The following is a 17,610-nucleotide window of genomic DNA, read 5'->3' on the forward strand; positions in this document are numbered from 1 at the left end:
CGGCAAAAGGGCGAAGCGGTTTTGCGCCCGCAATTGCGTTGAATGAGAGTTAGAGCGCTTTCGCGATTCGAAGAAAGCGGAAACGCCCTAGCGAATGGGCGGTTGTTCGATGGATCGGGCACGGCAGCCGGCGCGGTCGACGGCTGGGCAGGTGCGGAAGGAAAGCGCCGTCGTCATGCAGATGCGGACCTCCTCCAGCCGGCCGTCCTCGCAGGTGACCGCGATGCCCCCGCGGTCGAGGCCCGGATTGGCGGCGATGAAGGCCGCCTCCACCGCATCGGGGGAAAGCCGGGCACCGCCGCGCTGCGGCGTGAGGTCGGCTGGAATGTCGATGCGTTCGAAGGCCGCGCGCGTCACGGCAAAATAATCCTTCTGGCTGAGGCCCGAGCAGGAGCCGTGCTTGCGCCATTGATGGCCGACCAGCCCCATGGAGGGAATGATGTCGAGCACGGTGCGGCCGAGATTCTCCGGCACGCGGTCCGGCTGGCGCGTCGGGCAGAATTCCGGATAGCCGCGCTCGTTCTGCGGCCAGAGCCCGTGCACGATGAAACCGTTGTTCTCGCCCCGCCGGCACTGCTGCGTCCGCCCGCCGGCATCGTTGTCCGCGCACCAGGTCGGCGACCAGGAGAGCGACAGCACGTAGAAATCGAACCCCTTGCCGAGCGGCACCGCCCCGCGCGTCTCCGGCGCCGTGCGGCTCGCCTCCGTCTTCGGCTTTTCGGCCGGCTTGTCCTCGCTGCAGCCGGCAGGCAGCGCGAGCCCGGCGAGCAGCAGACAGAGGGGGCGGGCGAAGGGGAAGGAAGGCAGCCGGCTCATCGTTCGGCGGCTGCGAGGAATGGCGTCATGAAGGTCTCCCGGTTCGGCGCGCGATTGTTGCCGCCGGACGGCAAAGGTCAAGAGGCCTTCGTTTCCCCCGCGAGCCAGAAGGCGCGGGCCGAGGCGAAGCGGTCCTGCGCCAGCCGCTCCTTGAGGAAGGGCAGCAGCACGTCGAGCTCCTGCTTCAGCGTATAGGGCGGATTGACGACGATGAGGCCGGAACCCGTCAGCCCCGTCGTCTCGCGGTCGCTCTTCACCGAAAGCTCCGCGCAGAGCATCTTGGGAATGCCCGTCTCCTTCAGCGCCTTGTGGAAGGCGGCGATGGGGGCGTTCTTCTTCAGCGGATACCACAGGCAATAGACCCCGCCGGCAAAGCGCCGCACGGCCTTTTCCAGCCCCTCCACCAGCCGCTCGTATTCGCCCTCGATCTCGAAGGGCGGATCGACCAGCACGATGCCGCGTTTTTCCTTCGGCGGCAGGTGCGCGCCGAGCGACAGCCAGCCGTCGAGCCTGGTGATGCGGCTCTGAAAGTCGCCGTCGAACAGCCGGTGCAGCGTCTCGTAGTCGTCCGGGTGCAGTTCCATGGCGGAGAGCCGGTCCTGCGGACGGAAGAGCAGGCGCGCCAGTTTCGGCGAGCCGGGATACCAGGTCAGCCCGCCCTGCGGATTGAGGTCCTGAACGGCCTTCAGATAGGGGGCGAGGATATCGGCCACCGGGGCCGGCAGGTCGCCGTCGAGGAGCCGGCCGATGCCGTCGCGCCATTCGCCGGTTTTCTGCGCTTCCTCGCTCGAAAGGTCGTAGAGGCCGATGCCGGCATGGGTGTCGAGCACGCGAAAGGCCTTGTCCTTGCCCTGCATGTAGAGGACGAGGCGGGCGAGCACGGCATGTTTCAGCACGTCCGCGAAATTGCCGGCATGGTAGATGTGGCGGTAGTTCATTTCAGGCCCCGTGCGACGCCCACGATCATCCGCGCTGATGCGACGATGAATTGTTGCAATGGTAGAATGATTTGCCTTTTGGCACTTCGTGCTCTGCAATATAGAAAAGCCATGAACGTTGCGACCCCCCATCTCGGAAAACCGCGCATCGGCCATTCGGCCTGTCCGCATGACTGTCCCTCCACCTGCGCCCTCGATGTCGAGATAAGCGCGGACGGACGCATCGGCCGCGTCAAGGGCAGCGCCGACAACAGCTACACGGCCGGCGTCATCTGCGCCAAGGTCGCCCGCTATGCCGACCGCCTCTACCATCCCGACCGGCTGATGAAGCCGCTGGTGCGCAGGGGCGCGAAGGGCGGCGGCGAATGGGCCGACATTTCCTGGGAAGCCGCGCTCGACGCCATTGCCGAAAGCTTCGTCAAGGCCGAGCAGGCCCATGGCAGCGAGGCGGTCTGGCCCTATTATTACGCCGGCACGATGGGCCTCGTGCAGCGCGATTCCATCGATCGCCTGCGCCACGCCAAGCGCTATTCCGGCTTCTTCGGTTCGATCTGCACCAATCCGGCCTGGACCGGCTACACCATGGGCGCGGGCACGCTGCGCGGCCCCGATCCGCGCGAGATGGCGAAATCCGATTGCGTGGTGATCTGGGGCACCAATCCGGTCTCCACCCAGGTCAATGTGATGACCCATGCGGTGAAGGCGCGCAAGGAGCGTGGCGCGAAGATCGTCGTCATCGACATCTACGACAACCCGACGATGAAGCAGGCGGACATCGCGCTGAAGCTGCGCCCCGGCACGGATGCCGCGCTCGCCTGCGCCGTCATGCACGTCGCGTTCCGCGACGGCTATGCCGACCGCGCCTACATGGAAAGATTTGCCGACGATCCGGCGGGCCTCGAAGCGCATCTTGCAACGCGCAACCCGGAATGGGCGGCCGGCATCACCGGCCTCGGCGTCGCGGAGATCGAGGCCTTCGCCGCCCTGGTCGGACGCACGAAGAAGAGCTTCTTCCGCCTCGGCTACGGCTTCACCCGCAGCCGCAACGGCGCGGTCTCCATGCATGCGGCGCTTTCGGTCGCCACCGTGCTCGGCTCCTGGCAATACGAGGGCGGCGGCGCCTTCCACAGCAATTCCGACATCTTCCATCTGCGCAAGGCAGAGCTGACGGGCGCAAGGATGGCGGACAGCGACATCCGCATGCTCGACCAGTCGCAGATCGGCCGCGTCCTCACCGGCGATGCCGTCGCGCTGCGCGGGCGCGGCCCCGTCACCGCCATGCTCATCCAGAACACCAACCCGGCGAACGTCGCGCCGGAGCAGCGCCTGGTGAAGCAGGGCTTCCTGCGCGACGACCTCTTCGTCGCCGTGCACGAGCATTTCATGACCGATACGGCAAGGCTCGCCGATATTGTGCTGCCCGCCACCATGTTCGTCGAGCACGACGACATCTACCGCGGCGGCGGCCACCAGCACATCCTGCTCGGCCCCAAGCTCGTGGAGCCGCCCGCCACCGTGCGCACCAATCTCTTCGTCATCGAGGAACTGGCCAAGCGCCTCGGCGTCGGCGACAGGCCGGGCTTCGGGCTGTCCGAGCGCGAGCACATCACCCGTATGCTGCCCTATTACGAGATGGATTTCGACAGGCTGAGCGAGGAGAAGTGGATCGACTGCCAGCCGGATTTCGACACCGCGCATTTCGTGAAGGGGTTCGGCTTTCCGGATGGTAAATTCCGCTTCCGGCCGAACTGGACGAACACACCTGCGCCCAACCGGCCGCCCAAGGTGCTCGGCGCTTTCGGCCCGCACGAGGCGCTGCCGGCCTTCCCGGATCATGTGGCGATCATCGAGACGCCGGATGCGGATCATCCCTTCCGCCTCGCCACGTCGCCCGCCCGCACCTTCCTCAACTCCACCTTCACGGAGACGAAGGGGTCCCGTGAGCGCGAGGGCCGGCCGGAGGTGATGATCCACCCCGAGGACGCGGCGGCGAACGGCGTCGCGGACGGCGATATCGTGCAGCTCGGCAATCCCCGCGGCGAGATCCGCCTGCATGCCAAGGTCACCGACGGCGTGAAGCCCGGCGTCCTGATCGCCGAGGGCATCTGGCCGAATTCCGCCCATCTCGACGGGGAGGGCATCAATGTCCTGACCGGCGCTGATCCGGTCGCGCCCTATGGCGGTGCCGCCTTCCACGACAATCGCGTTTGGCTGCGCAAGGCCTGAATCGTCACGCAAGGATTTTTCATGACGCTCGACACGTCCTCCGCCATCCGCATCGTCGACCAGCAGACGGTCTGGAAGCGGTTCATCCACCTTCGCACCGTCGTGGTCGAGCAGACGCGGGCGGACGGCCGGGTCGAGCGGCTCGACCGCGAGGTGCACGACCATGGCCCGGCGGCCTGCGTGCTGCTCGTCGATCCTGCCCGCCAGTCGGTCATCCTGGTGCGCCAGTTCCGCCCCGGCGCCTTCTTCGGCGGCCATCCGGATGGTTTCCTCTCGGAAGTGCCGGCGGGCCTGCTCGACGATGACGCGCCCGAGGCGGCCGTCGCCCGGGAGGCGATGGAGGAGACCGGCTATGCGGTGCAGGGCGTGCGCCATCTCTTCGACATCTATTCCAGCCCCGGCACGCTGACCGAGCGCGTCGGCTGCTTCGTCGCCCGCATCGACGCCACGGCCCGCGACGGCAAGGGCGGCGGCGTCGACGGGGAGGGCGAGGATATCGAGATCGTCGAACTGCCGATCGACGAAGCCTACGGCCTCATCGCCACCGGCGGCATTCAGGATGCCAAGACGATCGTCATGCTGCAATGGCTGATGCTGCATCGGGCGGAGTTCGGCTGATCGGGCGGGAGTGATTCTCGATCCCAAGGGCTCACTTCAGGGCGGGAATGCCGAACGTATGCGGCCCCTCACCCAAACCCTCTCCCCGCAAGCGGGGAGAGGGGGCTTGCCCCGCGGACGGGGATTGGTTGAGGAAGACAGTGCGGCATATCTCCTTCGCCCCGCTTGCGGGGAGAAGGTGGCCGGCAGGCCGGATGAGGGGCCGTATATTCCTGGCAATCGCCTTTGTGTCTTTCATGGTCAAGCAGCACGGCCCCCGGCAAAAGACCCGCAAGCCTTGACAAACAGCCCCGGCCATGCGCTTTTCCGCGCGATTTTTCTTGGTCGCTGCGCCGGGTTCTTCCCGCGCGGCCTATCAGCATTTCAGGATACCACGATGCACCGTTACCGCAGCCACACCTGCGCCGCCCTCCGCAAGTCCGATGTCGGCCAGACCGTCCGTCTTTCCGGCTGGGTCCACCGCGTCCGAGATCATGGCGGCGTGCTCTTCATCGACCTGCGCGACCATTACGGCATCACCCAGGTCGTTGCCGACCCCGATTCGCCAGCCTTCAAGAAGGCCGAGACCGTGCGCGGCGAATGGGTGATCCGCATCGACGGCCTCGTCAAGGCGCGCACCGAGGACACGGTCAACAAGGGCATGCCGACCGGCGAGATCGAGCTTTACGCGCAGGAGATCGAGGTTCTCTCCGCCGCCAGGGAACTGCCGCTGCCGGTCTTCGGCGAGCCGGACTATCCGGAAGACGTGCGCCTGAAGTACCGCTTCATCGACCTGCGCCGCGAGACGCTGCACAAGAACATCATCAAGCGCACGCAGATCATCTCCGCCATGCGCAAGGGCATGGGCGAGGCGGGTTTTGCCGAATACACGACGCCGATCCTCACCGCCTCCTCGCCGGAAGGCGCGCGCGACTTCCTCGTGCCGTCGCGCATCCATGAAGGAAAATTCTTCGCCCTGCCGCAGGCCCCGCAGCAGTACAAGCAGCTCCTGATGGTCGCCGGCTTCGACCGCTATTTCCAGATCGCGCCGTGCTTCCGCGACGAAGACCCGCGCGCCGACCGCCTGCCGGGCGAATTCTACCAGCTCGACGTCGAGATGAGCTTCGTCACCCAGGAGGACGTCTGGGAGACCATGGAGCCGATGATGACGGCGGTCTTCGAGGAATTCGCCGAAGGCAAGCCGGTAACGAAGAACTGGCCGCGCATTCCCTATGACGAGGCCATCCGCAAGTACGGTTCCGACAAGCCGGACCTGCGCAACCCGATCGTCATGCAGGCCGTCACCGAGCATTTCGCCGGCTCCGGCTTCAAGGTCTTCGCGAACATGATCGCGTCGAACCCGAAGGTCGAGGTCTGGGCGATCCCGGCGAAGACCGGCGGCAGCCGCGCCTTCTGCGACCGCATGAACGCCTGGGCGCAGTCGCAGGGTCAGCCGGGCCTCGGCTATATCTTCTGGCGCAAGGAGGGCGAGAAGCTCGAAGGTGCCGGCCCGCTCGCCAAGAACATCGGTGAGGAGCGCACGGACGCCATCCGCACGCAGCTCGGCCTCGACGACGGCGACGCCTGCTTCTTCGTCGCCGGCGATCCGGCGAAGTTCCACAAGTTCGCCGGCGAAGCGCGCACCCGCGCCGGCGAGGAGCTGAACCTTGTCGACCGCGACCGCTTCGAAATGTGCTGGATCGTCGACTTCCCCTTCTACGAGTGGAACGAGGACGAGAAGAAGGTCGACTTCGCGCACAACCCCTTCTCCATGCCGCAGGGCGGCCTCGAAGCCTTCGACAGCAAGGACCCGCTGGAGCTGAAGGCCTACCAGTACGACGCGGTCTGCAACGGCTTCGAGATCGCCTCGGGCTCGATCCGTAACCAGTCGCCGGAGCTGATGGTCAAGGCCTTCGAGAAGGTCGGCCTCAGCCAGGCGGACGTGGAAGAGCGCTTCGGCGGCCTCTACCGCGCCTTCCAGTACGGCGCCCCGCCGCACGGCGGCTGCGCCTTCGGCATCGACCGCGTGGTCATGCTGCTTGTCGGCGCGAAGAATCTCCGCGAGATCTCGCTGTTCCCGATGAACCAGCAGGCGCAGGATCTCTTGATGAACGCCCCGTCGCCGGCAACCCCGGCGCAGCTTCGTGAACTCGCGCTGCGCGTCGTTCCGTCGAAGAAGGATTGATCCAGGCGAGGCGGGAAGGGCGCCGGTCCTTCCCGCCGTGCGGAACAGTTGCGCGTGATCGCCGTTCTTTCTACGTCAAGCACAGGAGAACGAACATGCGCAACAAGCTACTCCTTGCCACGGCGGCGACGCTCCTGACGCTCTCCGCCTCGGCTTATGCCCAGAGCACGGTGATCATCGAGGAGACCGATCCGGTCACCACCGAATCGACCGTCGCCGTGCCGGGCGAAGTCCGCACCTACGTCCTGGAACAGGACGTCCCCTCGGTCGCCTATGAGGGCGACGTCGTCGTGGGCCGGGTGATCCCGGATGCGGTGGAGATCCACACGATCGACGGCAATGCCGACTATGCCTATACGGTCGTCAACGAGCGCCGCGTCATCGTGAACCCCCAGACGCGCACCGTCATACAGGTTCTCGAATAAGCCGTTCGAAACAAAACCCGGCGCTTCGCGCCGGGTTTTGCGTGTCCCGCCGCAGCGGACGCCACAATGCCGCGAATTCGCCGCCAGTCGATCCCAATTCCGCGCACAATCAGTCGAAATGCACCCCTAGCGTGAAGCCGCGCCCGAAAGAGGCGATTCACGACTGGAGGGACTTTTCATGACAGCGACGGAAGCGGACGATCCCGTCCCGACATCATCCAGGCAGATGCCGCCCATCGAGCCGCGCGGCAATCTCGCCACGTTCCTGCGCTCGCCCGGCGTTAAGTTCATCATGATCGGCATCATTTCCGTGGCGCTCCTGGTGCCGCTGCTGCTCGTCTGGGGGCTGACGGAGGAGCGCGCGCAGCGGGCCGCCGATGTCTCCCGGCGCATCGCCCATGGCTGGGGCGGCGACCAGGCAATCAACGGCCCCTATCTCGCGGTGCCCTTCGAGGTCGAGCGCAGCCGCGTGATGGATGCGCGCACGATCGTCGAGCGGGTGACGGAATGGGTGCTCGTCATGCCGGAGACGCTCGACGTGACGGCCGACCTGACGGCGGAGGAGCGCAAGCTCTCCATCTATACGCTGCCGGTCTATAACGGCGCGCTGACGCTGAAGGGCCGCTTTGCCGGCAACATCCTGCAGGACCTCGCGCTGCTCGACGGCACGCCGCAGCTCGACCGGGCGTTTCTGGTGCTCAACATCAACGACATCACCGGCATCCGCTCCGATGCCGGCGTGAAGATCGACAACGGCGTCGTGCGGCCCTTCGATCCCGGCATGCGGCAGATCTCCGCGATGGCGAGCACCGGCACGGACGGCTATGCCTCGCCGCAAACGAGCGCCGGCGTGCACCGGGTCATCGAGCGCCCGCTCATCGAAAACGGCTTCTCCTTCGAGATCGCCCTGTCGCTGAACGGCTCGCGCAGCTTCGCCGTCGCGCCCGCCGGCCAGACGACGAGCTTTTCCGCCAGGGCGAACTGGCCGCATCCGGGTTTCGAAGGCCTCTTCCTGCCGGAGGAGAAGACCGTGACCGCGTCGGATTTCTCCGCGAGGTGGACGATCCCCTATCTCGCCCGCGGCATCGACCGCGTCGCCACCGGCCCGACCCTGCCGCTGTCGGGCAGCATGATGAGCATCAACCTCGTGGAGCCCGTGCAGTTCTACCAGGTGGTCTCGCGCACGCTGAAATATTCGATCGGCTTCATCTCGCTCGTCTTCCTCGCCGTCTTCGTCGTGGAGCTGAAGGGCGGGCGCATGGTGCACTGGATCCAGTACGTGCTGACGGGCCTCGCGCTCATCGTGTTCTACGTGCTGCTGCTGGCGCTCGCCGAACATACCGGCTTCACCATCGCCTATGCCGTAGCCTCGCTCGCCACGACCCTGTTGATCGCCGCCTATCTCGGCAGCGCGACGGGCAGCCCCAGGAACGGCCTGTCGCTCGGCGCGGTCCTGCTCTCGGCCTATGGCATCATGTACCCGGTGCTGCGCGAGGACGAATATGCGCTGCTCGCCGGCGCGCTGATCTCCTTCGTCACCATCGCCGCGACCATGTATGCGACCCGCCGCGTCGAATGGTCGGCGCCGCAGGCGATCCCGGCGCGATGAAATGAAGAGCCCCGGGGCAAATGCCTCGGGCTCAACCTCCGACAGGACCTACCGCACCTCTCATCCGTCATGGTCGGGCTTGACCCGACCATCCACGCCCCGGGGCGCGGCTTGGATCCTCGGCTCGGGGGCCGAGGATGACGACAGTGGGTGGCGAGAGGTTTGTCAGCAAAAAAGCTTACAAGCAAAAAAGCCCGGAGCGATGCTCCGGGCTCCCCTAAATCCGGCAAAAGCCGAAGGTCTTACATCTCGTCGTTGGCCGTGATGGTGACGCCGAGCACCTGCGGGATGGTCTGCGGTGCGCCCATGGCGGCGCCCATGATCATCGGGAAGGGCACCGGGTCCTTCGGCTCGGCGCTGATCGTGATGCTCTTGGGGTCGTCGAGATAGGTGTTGACGGCTTCGGCGATCTGGTTCTGCAGATCGGGCATGTTGAGCTGGGCGATCATGATCGGCACCAGGCCCTTCAGCGACTGGGCCATCTGGTCGCCGGAAACGCCCTGTTCGCTGCCGGCATAGTCGAGCAGCTTCCTGGTGATCGAGGCGTCTTCGAAGGAGATGGAGGCGCTGTTGAAGGTCAACTGCTGCACGAGGCCCATCATGGACATGCCCATGGCGGCGTTGGCCTCTTCCTTGTTCGGGTTGGCCTCGGCAGCCTTGATGGCCTCCTGCATGCCCTTCAGGAAGTCGAGCGTGTAGCCGGAGAATTCCAGCGCCAGGTTGAGGCGGCCGACATCCTTGAAGTCGAAGGCGTATTCGTCGACGGCGAGCTTGCCGCTGGCGAGCTCCCAGCTACCGGACATGGAAACCTTTCCTTCCAGCGTCTGCAGGTTGAGCTTGGCGAGCGTGTCCTTGGCCTTCGGGTCTTCGACCGAGGTGAGGTCGGCCTTGAGGTCGGAGAGCGTGGCGTCGAATTCGAGGCCGGCATCGCCGTCCATGCGCGTGATGTTCGCCTCCATGCCGGACATGGAGAAGACTTCCTTGCCCTTGGAGGTGACGGAGACCGGGCCGGCGGTGGCCGATTCGTACATCAGCAGCGATTCCAGCGTGCCGGGAACGACCGTGCCGGGAATGATGACGCCGTTGATCGCGATGTCCTTGGCCGAGACGGTGGCATCCGCTTCGGTGACGTTGATGTCCTGGAACGAGACCGTCTCGACGGTGTAGCCGCCGTCACCGTCTTCCTCGACGCCGTCCATGGTGATGGTGCCGAGCTTGACCGGGGCCTCGGCGCCGGTGGCCTTCAGTTCGGCATTTTCCAGCGTAACGGTGGAGCCGTCGGTGGCGACGTTCGACGAGCTGATCGTCACGCCGCTCGTGGCATAGGTGGCGTTCAGCTTGGCGAGCAGATCCGCGCCGTCGAGCGCGAAAGCGGGGCTTGCCAGGGAGGCGAGCGCGGCGCCGGCGAGAAGGGTGCGGAAATGGGAGGTGCGCATCATTGTAGGCTCTCTTTCTGGATTTTTGGACGGCTGCCTTGCCGTTACCGCTCATATACGTGCGGCGCGGCGACTATATTCGGGCCGCCGGAACTTTCCATGGAAATCTCAGGCGCCGGCCGGATTTCGGAAACAGCCTTTACAAAGCGCTATCCACAGGCCGATCGCCCGGTTTCCTTGCCGCGAATCGGCAGGAGGGCTAGTCAAGTCCCATGGGACAGAACACTTTGCCGCCGGATGGCGGAGACGACAACATTCAGCCGGTCGACCTGAAGGCGGCGCTGGAAGAGCGCTACCTTGCCTATGCGCTCTCGACCATCACGCAGCGCGCGCTGCCGGATGTACGCGACGGCCTGAAGCCGGTGCACCGCCGCATCATCCATGCGATGAGCGAAATGGGCCTCCGGTCCAACTCCTCCTTCAAGAAATGCGCGCGCATCGTCGGCGACGTCATCGGCAAGTTCCATCCGCACGGCGACCAGTCGGTCTACGACGCGCTGGTGCGCCTCGCGCAGGATTTCTCGCAGCGCTATCCGATCGTCGACGGGCAGGGGAACTTCGGCAATATCGACGGCGACAACGCCGCCGCCTACCGATACACCGAAGCGCGCATGACCGAGGTCGCGACGCTCCTGCTCGAAGGCATCGACCAGGACGCCGTCGACTTCCGCCCGACCTACAACGAGGAGGACGAGGAGCCGGTCGTCCTGCCCGGCGCCTTCCCGAACCTGCTTGCGAACGGGTCCTCCGGCATCGCCGTCGGCATGGCGACGTCCATTCCCTCGCACAACGTGCATGAACTGTGCGATGCCGCGCTGCACCTCATCCGCCATCCGGACGCCGATGTCGAAAAGCTCACCGAATTCGTGCTTGGGCCCGATCTCCCGACCGGCGGCATCATCATCGACAGCCGCGAGAGCATCATCGAGGCCTACAAGACGGGCCGCGGCGGTTTTCGCGTGCGTTCCAAGTGGCAGACGGAAGACCTCGGCCGCGGCGGCTACCAGATCGTCGTCACCGAAATCCCCTATCAGGTGCAGAAGTCGCGGCTGATCGAGAAGATCGCCGAGCTGCTCATCGCCCGCAAGCTGCCGTTGCTCGAAGACATCCGCGACGAATCGGCGGAAGACGTGCGCATCGTGCTGGTGCCGAAGAGCCGCACCGTCGATCCGACGATCCTGATGGAGTCGCTCTTCAAGCTCTCCGAGCTGGAAAGCCGCATTCCGCTCAACATGAACGTGCTCTCGATGGGCCGCGTGCCGCGCGTCATGGGTCTCAAGGACGTGCTGGTCGAGTGGCTCGCGCATCGGCGCGAAGTGCTGCAGCGCCGCTCGCGGCACCGGCTCGCGGCCATCGACCGCCGCCTGGAAATCCTCGGCGGCTACCTCATCGCCTATCTCAACCTCGACGAGGTGATCCGTATCATCCGCGAGGAGGACGAGCCGAAGACTTCCCTGATGGAGGCCTTCTCGCTCACCGACGTGCAGGCCGAGGCGATCCTCAACATGCGCCTGCGTTCGCTGCGCAAGCTGGAGGAATTCGAGATCCGCACCGAGTTCGACAACCTGTCGAAGGAAAAGGCGGAGATCGAGGCGCTGCTGGCGTCCGATGAAAAGCAATGGCAGACCGTCGCCTGGGAAATCGGCGAGGTCCGCAAGAAGTTCGCGAAGGCCACCGAGATCGGCCGCCGCCGCACCCAGTTCGCCAGCGCGCCCGAGGCCGATGTCGAGGCCATCCAGCAGGCGATGATCGAGAAGGAGCCGGTCACGGTCGTCATCTCGGAAAAGGGCTGGATCCGCGCGCTAAAGGGCCATATCGCCGATACGTCCGGCCTCCAGTTCAAGGAGGGCGACGCGCTGAAGGTAGCCTTCCCGGCGCAGACGACCGACAAGGTGCTGATCATGACGACGGGCGGCAAGGTCTTCACGCTCGGCGCCGACAAGCTGCCGGGCGGCCGCGGCCATGGCGAGCCGCTGCGCATCATGGTCGACATGGAAAACGACCAGGACGTGCTGACCGCCTTCGTGCACGATGCCGCGCGCAAGGTCATCGTCGCCTCGCAGGCCGGCAACGGATTCGTGGTCGCGGAAACCGAGATGGTCGCCAACACCCGCAAGGGCAAGCAGGTGATGAATGTCGGCATGCCGGACGAGGCCAAGCTGGTGGTGCCGGTGCGCGGCGACCATGTCGCCGTCGTCGGCGAGAACCGCAAGATGCTGGTCTTCCCGCTGGCGCAATTGCCGGAAATGTCGCGCGGCAAGGGCGTGCGCCTGCAGCGCTACAAGGACGGCGGCGTCTCGGACCTGCGCTGCTTCGCCATCGCCGACGGCCTCACCTGGGACGACAGCGCCGGCCGCAACTTCGTGCGCAGCAAGGACGAACTCACCGAATGGATGGGCGACCGTGCCAGCGCCGGCCGCACCGTTCCGAAGGGGTTTCCGCGCAGCGGCAAGTTCAGCGGCTGATCAGCCGGAGTAGGGGACGCTGACGTCGCGAAGGAAGCGCGTCGCGCCCTCCTCGTCGATCTCGCCGGCGGCGACGGCGAGGACGAACGCGATGACATCGGCCTGCGATGCTTCGATCAGAAAGCCGTTCAGTATCAGGAATGAGAACGCGGCGAGGAAGCCGGTTCGCTTGTTCCCGTCCGAAAACGGGTGGTTCCGTACGATGCCGTAAAGATAGGCGGCGGCGAGCTCAAAGATGTCGGGCTCACCGTACGCAGCCTTGTTGAGCGGGCGGGCCAGCGCGGCTTCCAGGGCGTTTTCGTCCTTGAGGCCAGCCAGCCCGCCATGCTCGCGAAGCTGCTCGTCATGCATGATCTCGACGGCCTGGCGCGAAAGCCATTTGATGTCGCTCATTTGGCGAGTTCGCGCAGGGCCACGCGATATTTCTCCATGCCCAGACGGGCGGCCTTCAACTGTTCCGCAAGGTCGGCATTTTGCGGAACCAGCTTGATCTTGCCATCCTCTTCCGTAAGGGTCAGTTCATCGCCAGCCTTGACGCCCATACGATCAAGCACGTCCTTCGGGATGATGACGCCTTCGGAATTGCCGATTTTGCGGATCGTGACGTTCATAGCGCACCTCGTTATAACTGAGTTATAACATAAGGCATCCCAAACTTCAATTCACCCCGTGAACGGGAATTCCGCCGCCACGTCCTCGTTGGCAGCGCGGGCTTTCGAGCGCATCTGCCACAGCGAGTGCGCAAGCAGCGCGAGGATGAGGATCGAGCCGCCGATCAGGGTCTGGGTGGTGGGCGTTTCGGCAAAGACGATCCAGACCCAGATGGGGGCGAGCACCGTTTCCACGAGGTAGAACATGCCGACTTCCGGAGCGGAAAGATATCGGGGCCCGGTGGCAAGGCACCAGAAGGCGAGGGGCAGGAGCACGAGGCCGTTGAGGAGGATGTAGACGGGTTCGGCGATCGAAAGGCCACCGGGCGGCAGGAAGAACAGCGCCATGACGCCCGACAGCACGGCGGCGACGAGCGGTACGAAACCCATGTCGGCGCCGCTCCTGCGGCTCAGCGTCAGGGAGATCGCCAGGAGCAGCGCCGAGCAGGCGGCCATGGCGTCGCCGAAGAGGTTTCCGCTCGACAGCCCGTCATGCACGATCAGGAGCACGCCCGCGACCATGGCGGCCATGGTGAGGAGCGTGGCGTTGCCAGGGCGCTCGCCGAGGAAGATCCAGGAGAGGATCGCGGCGAACATCGAGGTGAAGGCGAGGATGAAGACGACATTGGCCGTCGTCGTGTTGAACACCGCCAGCATGAATGTCAGCCCGTTGATGCCGTAGCACAGGCCGATCAGCAGGCCGATGCGGCCGGGAACGAGCACCGTCCTGCGGTGCAGGACGAAATTCAGGCAGGCCCAGAGGGCGATCGCCATCACGAACACCGATATGTTCCGCACGGCGACCATCGACCAGACGTCGCCGCCGGCAGAGCGGATCAGCGGAATGTCGAAGGAGAGGGCAAGGCCGCCGATGGCGGTGATGAGAAGGCCCTTGCGGTGAAGGGCGGGATCGCTTGTGGAAGGCACGGCGGGACCGGATCAGAAGCTGGAAATGAATGCAATATGCTGGGGCGGTTCGGGCGAATCGGACTTTGCCAAAACCGTTTCAGGTGGCGTTGGCCTCGTCGTTATAGCGTTCCCAGCCGCGCGGCATCAGGTGCTCCTGCGGCAAGAACTTTGTCTTGTAGTCCATTTTGCGCGATCCCTTGACCCAGTAGCCGAGATAGACATGCGGCAGGCCGAGCATTTTCGCGCGGCGGATGTGGTCGAGGATCATGAAGGTGCCGAGGGAGCGGTCCGTCACGTCGGGATTGTAGAAGGAATAGACCATGGAGAGGCCATCGCCCATGCGGTCGGTCAGCGCCACCGCCAGCAGTTCGCCCTGCGGACGCTCCTTGAGGCCCGAGCCTTCCTCGCGCAGGCGGTATTCGATGATCTTTGTGTGCACATGGGTGTCCTCCACCATCATCGCATAGTCGAGCACCGACATGTCGGACATGCCGCCTTTCTGGTGGCGGGCGTCGAGATAGTGGCGGAAGAGGGAATATTGTTCGCTGGAGGGCTCGGCCGGGTATTCGTGCGAGATGAGATCGGCATTGGCGGCCAGCACCTTGCGCATGGAACGGCGCGGTTCGAACTCGTTGACGAGGATGCGGACGGAGATGCAGGCGCGGCAGGTCTCGCAGGCGGGTCTATAGGCGATGTTCTGCGAGCGGCGGAAGCCGCCCTGCGTCAGGAGGTCGTTCAGCTCCGGCGCGCGCTCGCCCACCAGATGGGTAAACACCTTCCTCTCCATCTCCTGCGGTAGATAGGGACAGGCCGCCGGCGCGGTGAGATAGAATTGCGGAGAGGATGCTGCCTGCGTATTCATCGGCCGTGGGGCGACTCCGTCGCTGTGTGACACTTCTATGCCAATACCATGGCCTAGTTCAAAAAAAGGTCAACTGGCGCATGACCCTTCAGGCCGGAATCGGCCGGCGCAACGGATCATGCAAGGCAGGGTGTCCCTCGTCTTTCTCAATAGCGGTCGCGGCGCACCATCACCGTGCCGAGCAGCAGGTCGTGCAGCAGGCGGCCGCGATCGGTGAAGAGGCCGACGAGCACGATGAACGGCGTCAGCAGCGCATTGCCGATCCAGAACAGCACGAGATGCACGATCGCCGTCAGGAAATCGACCGGCCTGCCATCCACGCGGGCAAGCGCAAGGCCCATCACGTTCATGCCGGCGCTCGCCTGGCTCGGGCCGCCCATCGTCAGGCCGAAATAGAGCATGGCGACGATGGCGAAGAGCGCCGGATAGAGGAAGAAGCCGAGGCCGAGCGTCAGGATGCCGAGGAAGAACACCACGACGGCGGCCGGGATCCAGAGCAGGGCGACGATCGCATAGTCGATCAGAAACGCAAAGATCCGGCGTGACAGCACGCCGCGATAGGCCTGCCAATCCGTCGTCGGAACCCGCGTTTCGTTGAAATCAGCGCTCATCTGCCTGTCTCCCGAATGGAACATGCCTGTCATATGGGGACGCTTTGGGGGAAAACAACGGTAAAGGGCATATGCCCCTCATCCGGCCTGCCGGCCACCTTCGCCCCGCAAGCGGGGCGAAGGAGATATGCCGTGCCGGTTTCCCCGACTAAAACCGTGCATGAGGCACGTCCCCTCTCCCCGCTTGCGGGGAGAGGGTTAGGGTGAGGGGCAGATACGGCTTTGCTGCCGGGGTCAGCCCTTGCGGTCAAGATGCCGCGCCACGTCCATCGCGAAATAGGTCAGGATGCCATCGCACCCGGCGCGCTTGAACGCCAGCAGGGTCTCCAGCATCACGCGCTCGCCGTCGATCCAGCCGTTCATCGCGGCGGCCTTGATCTGGCTGTATTCGCCGGAAACCTGGTAGGCGAAGACCGGCAGCCCGAAGGCTTCCTTCATGCGCCAACAGATATCGAGATAGGGCAGGCCCGGCTTGACCATCAGCATGTCGGCGCCTTCCTCCACGTCGAGCGCCGCATCGCGGATCGCCTCCGTGCCGTTGGCCGGATCGATGTAATAGGTCTTCTTGTCGCCCTTCAGCAGGCCGCCGGTGCCGATCGCGTCGCGATAGGGGCCGTAGAAGGCGGAGGCGAACTTCGTCGCATAGGACATGATGCCGACATTCTGGTGGCCCGCGGCGTCGAGCGCCTGGCGGATGACGCCGATGCGGCCGTCCATCATTTCGGAGGGCGCGATGATATCGGAGCCGGCATCGGCCTGGACGACGGCGGCCCGCGCCACCAGCTCGACCGTCTCGTCGTTGGCGATGACGTCGCCGCGCAGCACGCCGTCATGGCCATGGCTGGTGAAGGGATCGAGCGCGACATCGGTGATGACGCCGATGCCAGGCACGGCCTTCTTGATGGCGCGCGTCGCTTCGTTGATGAGGTTGTCGGCCGCAAGGCTGTTCGAGCCGGTCTCGTCGCGCAGGTGCATCTCGATGTTCGGGAAGGTGGCGATGGCGGGAATGCCGAGGTCGGCCGCTTCCTTCGCCGCTTCCACCAATCTGTCGACGCTCATGCGGTTGACGCCGGGCATGGCGGCGACGGGATCGACGACGTTCTCGCCCGGCACCACGAAGACCGGCCAGATGAGATCGTCGACCGTCAGGCGGTTTTCCTGCACGAGCCGGCGCGTCCAGTCGGCCTTCCGGTTGCGCCGCATGCGGCGGTGGCCGGTGATCTCGTCGACGATGTTCCTGCTCCCGGTCATGATGCCATTTCCTTGCGTGGATCCGTTTTTCGCCTCCTTATCATGCTGCATGCGCCAATCAAATCGCCAGCGATACGGGGGCATGCGGCATATGGCCGTGCATGATCGCGGTTACGGGCTTTATGCCGGCCGGCCTTGCCCTTACTGTCCGCGCCATGGTTGCTGATTCTGCGAAGGGCCCGAGGCCCAGCCTGACCGAAACGCTGTTCGTGCTGTTCCTGCGGCTGGTGGCGGTAGGCTCGCTGTGGTTCGCGCTGCAGTACTGGGCGATGCTGACGGGCTTCTCCTTCGGCGGGCAGGGGCGGTTCGACCTGCTGCCACCGGCCTGGAAGGCGGCCTATACGGCGCTTGCCGTATTGTTCCCCGTCGCGGCCGTCGGCCTCTGGCTTCTCGTCTCCTGGGGGCCGGTGATCTGGCTCATCGCGGCCGCCACCGAGATCGCCATGCACGAGGTCTATCCTTCGACCTTCGGCGTCAACCGGCTGCTGGTCTTCGCCCACGGCGCCATTGCGCTTGTCTTCGTTCTTTTCCGCATCGCGCTCTTCGTCCAGCGCCGCCGGCAGGCCCGCACGGTAAGGACTGATTCACCCTGAGACAGGGTCGCCTTCCGGTAAGGCGCTGTTAAGGCTG

The 17,610-nt window shown here is 65.1% G+C and carries 15 protein-coding genes and 1 pseudogene; 7 read left to right on the forward strand and 9 right to left on the reverse strand.

Features of this window, described 5'->3' with window-relative positions:
* Positions 1–87: 87 nt before the first annotated feature.
* A complete protein-coding gene (locus shn_RS06515; RefSeq protein ID WP_064329685.1) occupies positions 88–816 on the reverse strand; it encodes a ribonuclease T(2) in 729 nt (242 codons plus the stop codon).
* 107 nt (positions 817–923) lie between these two features.
* A pseudogene (locus shn_RS06520) lies at positions 924–1,910 on the reverse strand (23S rRNA (adenine(2030)-N(6))-methyltransferase RlmJ); the annotation flags it as partial.
* Between shn_RS06520 and shn_RS06525 the strand changes: the two are divergent.
* From shn_RS06525 to creD, 5 genes are all read left to right on the forward strand, one after another.
* The gene (locus tag shn_RS06525) at positions 1,800–3,980 is read left to right on the forward strand and encodes a molybdopterin-dependent oxidoreductase (RefSeq protein ID WP_084437826.1); all 2,181 of its coding nucleotides are present in this window, start codon (positions 1,800–1,802) and stop codon (positions 3,978–3,980) included. The pseudogene shn_RS06520 and the gene shn_RS06525 sit on opposite strands and share 111 nt — an antisense overlap.
* A gap of 21 nt (positions 3,981–4,001) precedes the next feature.
* Positions 4,002–4,598, forward strand: coding sequence for an NUDIX domain-containing protein (locus shn_RS06530; RefSeq protein WP_064329687.1), 597 nt, complete (start codon positions 4,002–4,004; stop codon positions 4,596–4,598).
* A 376-nt stretch (positions 4,599–4,974) separates the two neighbouring features.
* Complete coding sequence (aspS, locus tag shn_RS06540; RefSeq protein WP_064329689.1) at positions 4,975–6,762, forward strand: aspartate--tRNA ligase; 1,788 nt, start codon at positions 4,975–4,977, stop codon at positions 6,760–6,762.
* Positions 6,763–6,857: 95 nt separating this feature from the next.
* Entirely contained in the window at positions 6,858–7,187 is a 330-nt protein-coding gene (locus shn_RS06545) for a DUF1236 domain-containing protein (RefSeq protein WP_064329690.1), read from the forward strand.
* 178 nt (positions 7,188–7,365) lie between these two features.
* Positions 7,366–8,796 (forward strand): cell envelope integrity protein CreD, encoded by a 1,431-nt coding sequence (gene creD / locus shn_RS06550; protein WP_064329691.1) that lies wholly within the window; start codon positions 7,366–7,368, stop codon positions 8,794–8,796.
* Positions 8,797–9,038: 242 nt separating this feature from the next.
* Here creD and shn_RS06555 read toward each other — a convergent pair whose 3' ends face one another.
* Positions 9,039–10,235: a hypothetical protein gene (locus shn_RS06555; RefSeq protein ID WP_064329692.1), complete on the reverse strand. Its 1,197-nt coding sequence runs from the start codon at positions 10,233–10,235 to the stop codon at positions 9,039–9,041.
* A 209-nt stretch (positions 10,236–10,444) separates the two neighbouring features.
* Between shn_RS06555 and parC the strand changes: the two genes are divergently transcribed.
* Positions 10,445–12,697 (forward strand): DNA topoisomerase IV subunit A, encoded by a 2,253-nt coding sequence (gene parC, locus shn_RS06560; RefSeq protein ID WP_064329693.1) that lies wholly within the window; start codon positions 10,445–10,447, stop codon positions 12,695–12,697.
* On the opposite strand, the gene shn_RS06565 is transcribed toward parC, so the two are convergent.
* From shn_RS06565 to hemB, 6 genes are all read right to left on the reverse strand, one after another.
* The gene (locus shn_RS06565) at positions 12,698–13,090 is read right to left on the reverse strand and encodes a type II toxin-antitoxin system death-on-curing family toxin (protein WP_064329694.1); all 393 of its coding nucleotides are present in this window, start codon (positions 13,088–13,090) and stop codon (positions 12,698–12,700) included. It lies immediately after the preceding gene.
* The gene (locus shn_RS06570; protein ID WP_064329695.1) at positions 13,087–13,308 is read right to left on the reverse strand and encodes an AbrB/MazE/SpoVT family DNA-binding domain-containing protein; all 222 of its coding nucleotides are present in this window, start codon (positions 13,306–13,308) and stop codon (positions 13,087–13,089) included. Before shn_RS06570 ends, shn_RS06565 begins: the two co-directional genes overlap by 4 nt.
* A gap of 51 nt (positions 13,309–13,359) precedes the next feature.
* Positions 13,360–14,274 (reverse strand): DMT family transporter, encoded by a 915-nt coding sequence (locus tag shn_RS06575; protein WP_064329696.1) that lies wholly within the window; start codon positions 14,272–14,274, stop codon positions 13,360–13,362.
* A 79-nt stretch (positions 14,275–14,353) separates the two neighbouring features.
* Positions 14,354–15,118: an arginyltransferase gene (locus shn_RS06580; protein WP_064329697.1), complete on the reverse strand. Its 765-nt coding sequence runs from the start codon at positions 15,116–15,118 to the stop codon at positions 14,354–14,356.
* Between the two features lie 146 nt (positions 15,119–15,264).
* Positions 15,265–15,729, reverse strand: coding sequence for an RDD family protein (locus tag shn_RS06585; RefSeq protein WP_064329698.1), 465 nt, complete (start codon positions 15,727–15,729; stop codon positions 15,265–15,267).
* A 234-nt stretch (positions 15,730–15,963) separates the two neighbouring features.
* A complete protein-coding gene (gene hemB, locus shn_RS06590; RefSeq protein ID WP_064329699.1) occupies positions 15,964–16,980 on the reverse strand; it encodes a porphobilinogen synthase in 1,017 nt (338 codons plus the stop codon).
* A 155-nt stretch (positions 16,981–17,135) separates the two neighbouring features.
* On the opposite strand from hemB, the gene shn_RS06595 reads away from it, so the two are divergent.
* A complete protein-coding gene (locus tag shn_RS06595) occupies positions 17,136–17,573 on the forward strand; it encodes a DUF6163 family protein (protein WP_064332475.1) in 438 nt (145 codons plus the stop codon).
* The last annotated feature ends 37 nt before the right edge of the window (positions 17,574–17,610 follow it).

Source organism: Shinella sp. HZN7 (genome assembly GCF_001652565.1).
Classification (GTDB): Bacteria; Pseudomonadota; Alphaproteobacteria; order Rhizobiales; family Rhizobiaceae; genus Shinella; species Shinella granuli.

Excerpts from the sequence above, each read along its gene's own strand:
- shn_RS06515 (WP_064329685.1), bottom strand. The coding sequence starts at position 816 with ATGAGCCGGCTGCCTTCCTTCCCCTTCGCCCGCCCCCTCTGTCTGCTG.
- shn_RS06525 (WP_084437826.1), top strand. The coding sequence starts at position 1,800 with ATGAATTGTTGCAATGGTAGAATGATTTGCCTTTTGGCACTTCGTGCT.
- shn_RS06530 (WP_064329687.1), top strand. The coding sequence starts at position 4,002 with ATGACGCTCGACACGTCCTCCGCCATCCGCATCGTCGACCAGCAGACG.
- aspS (WP_064329689.1), top strand. The coding sequence starts at position 4,975 with ATGCACCGTTACCGCAGCCACACCTGCGCCGCCCTCCGCAAGTCCGAT.
- shn_RS06545 (WP_064329690.1), top strand. The coding sequence starts at position 6,858 with ATGCGCAACAAGCTACTCCTTGCCACGGCGGCGACGCTCCTGACGCTC.
- creD (WP_064329691.1), top strand. The coding sequence starts at position 7,366 with ATGACAGCGACGGAAGCGGACGATCCCGTCCCGACATCATCCAGGCAG.
- shn_RS06555 (WP_064329692.1), bottom strand. The coding sequence starts at position 10,235 with ATGATGCGCACCTCCCATTTCCGCACCCTTCTCGCCGGCGCCGCGCTC.
- parC (WP_064329693.1), top strand. The coding sequence starts at position 10,445 with ATGGGACAGAACACTTTGCCGCCGGATGGCGGAGACGACAACATTCAG.
- shn_RS06565 (WP_064329694.1), bottom strand. The coding sequence starts at position 13,090 with ATGAGCGACATCAAATGGCTTTCGCGCCAGGCCGTCGAGATCATGCAT.
- shn_RS06570 (WP_064329695.1), bottom strand. The coding sequence starts at position 13,308 with ATGAACGTCACGATCCGCAAAATCGGCAATTCCGAAGGCGTCATCATC.
- shn_RS06580 (WP_064329697.1), bottom strand. The coding sequence starts at position 15,118 with ATGAATACGCAGGCAGCATCCTCTCCGCAATTCTATCTCACCGCGCCG.
- shn_RS06585 (WP_064329698.1), bottom strand. The coding sequence starts at position 15,729 with ATGAGCGCTGATTTCAACGAAACGCGGGTTCCGACGACGGATTGGCAG.
- hemB (WP_064329699.1), bottom strand. The coding sequence starts at position 16,980 with ATGACCGGGAGCAGGAACATCGTCGACGAGATCACCGGCCACCGCCGC.
- shn_RS06595 (WP_064332475.1), top strand. The coding sequence starts at position 17,136 with ATGGTTGCTGATTCTGCGAAGGGCCCGAGGCCCAGCCTGACCGAAACG.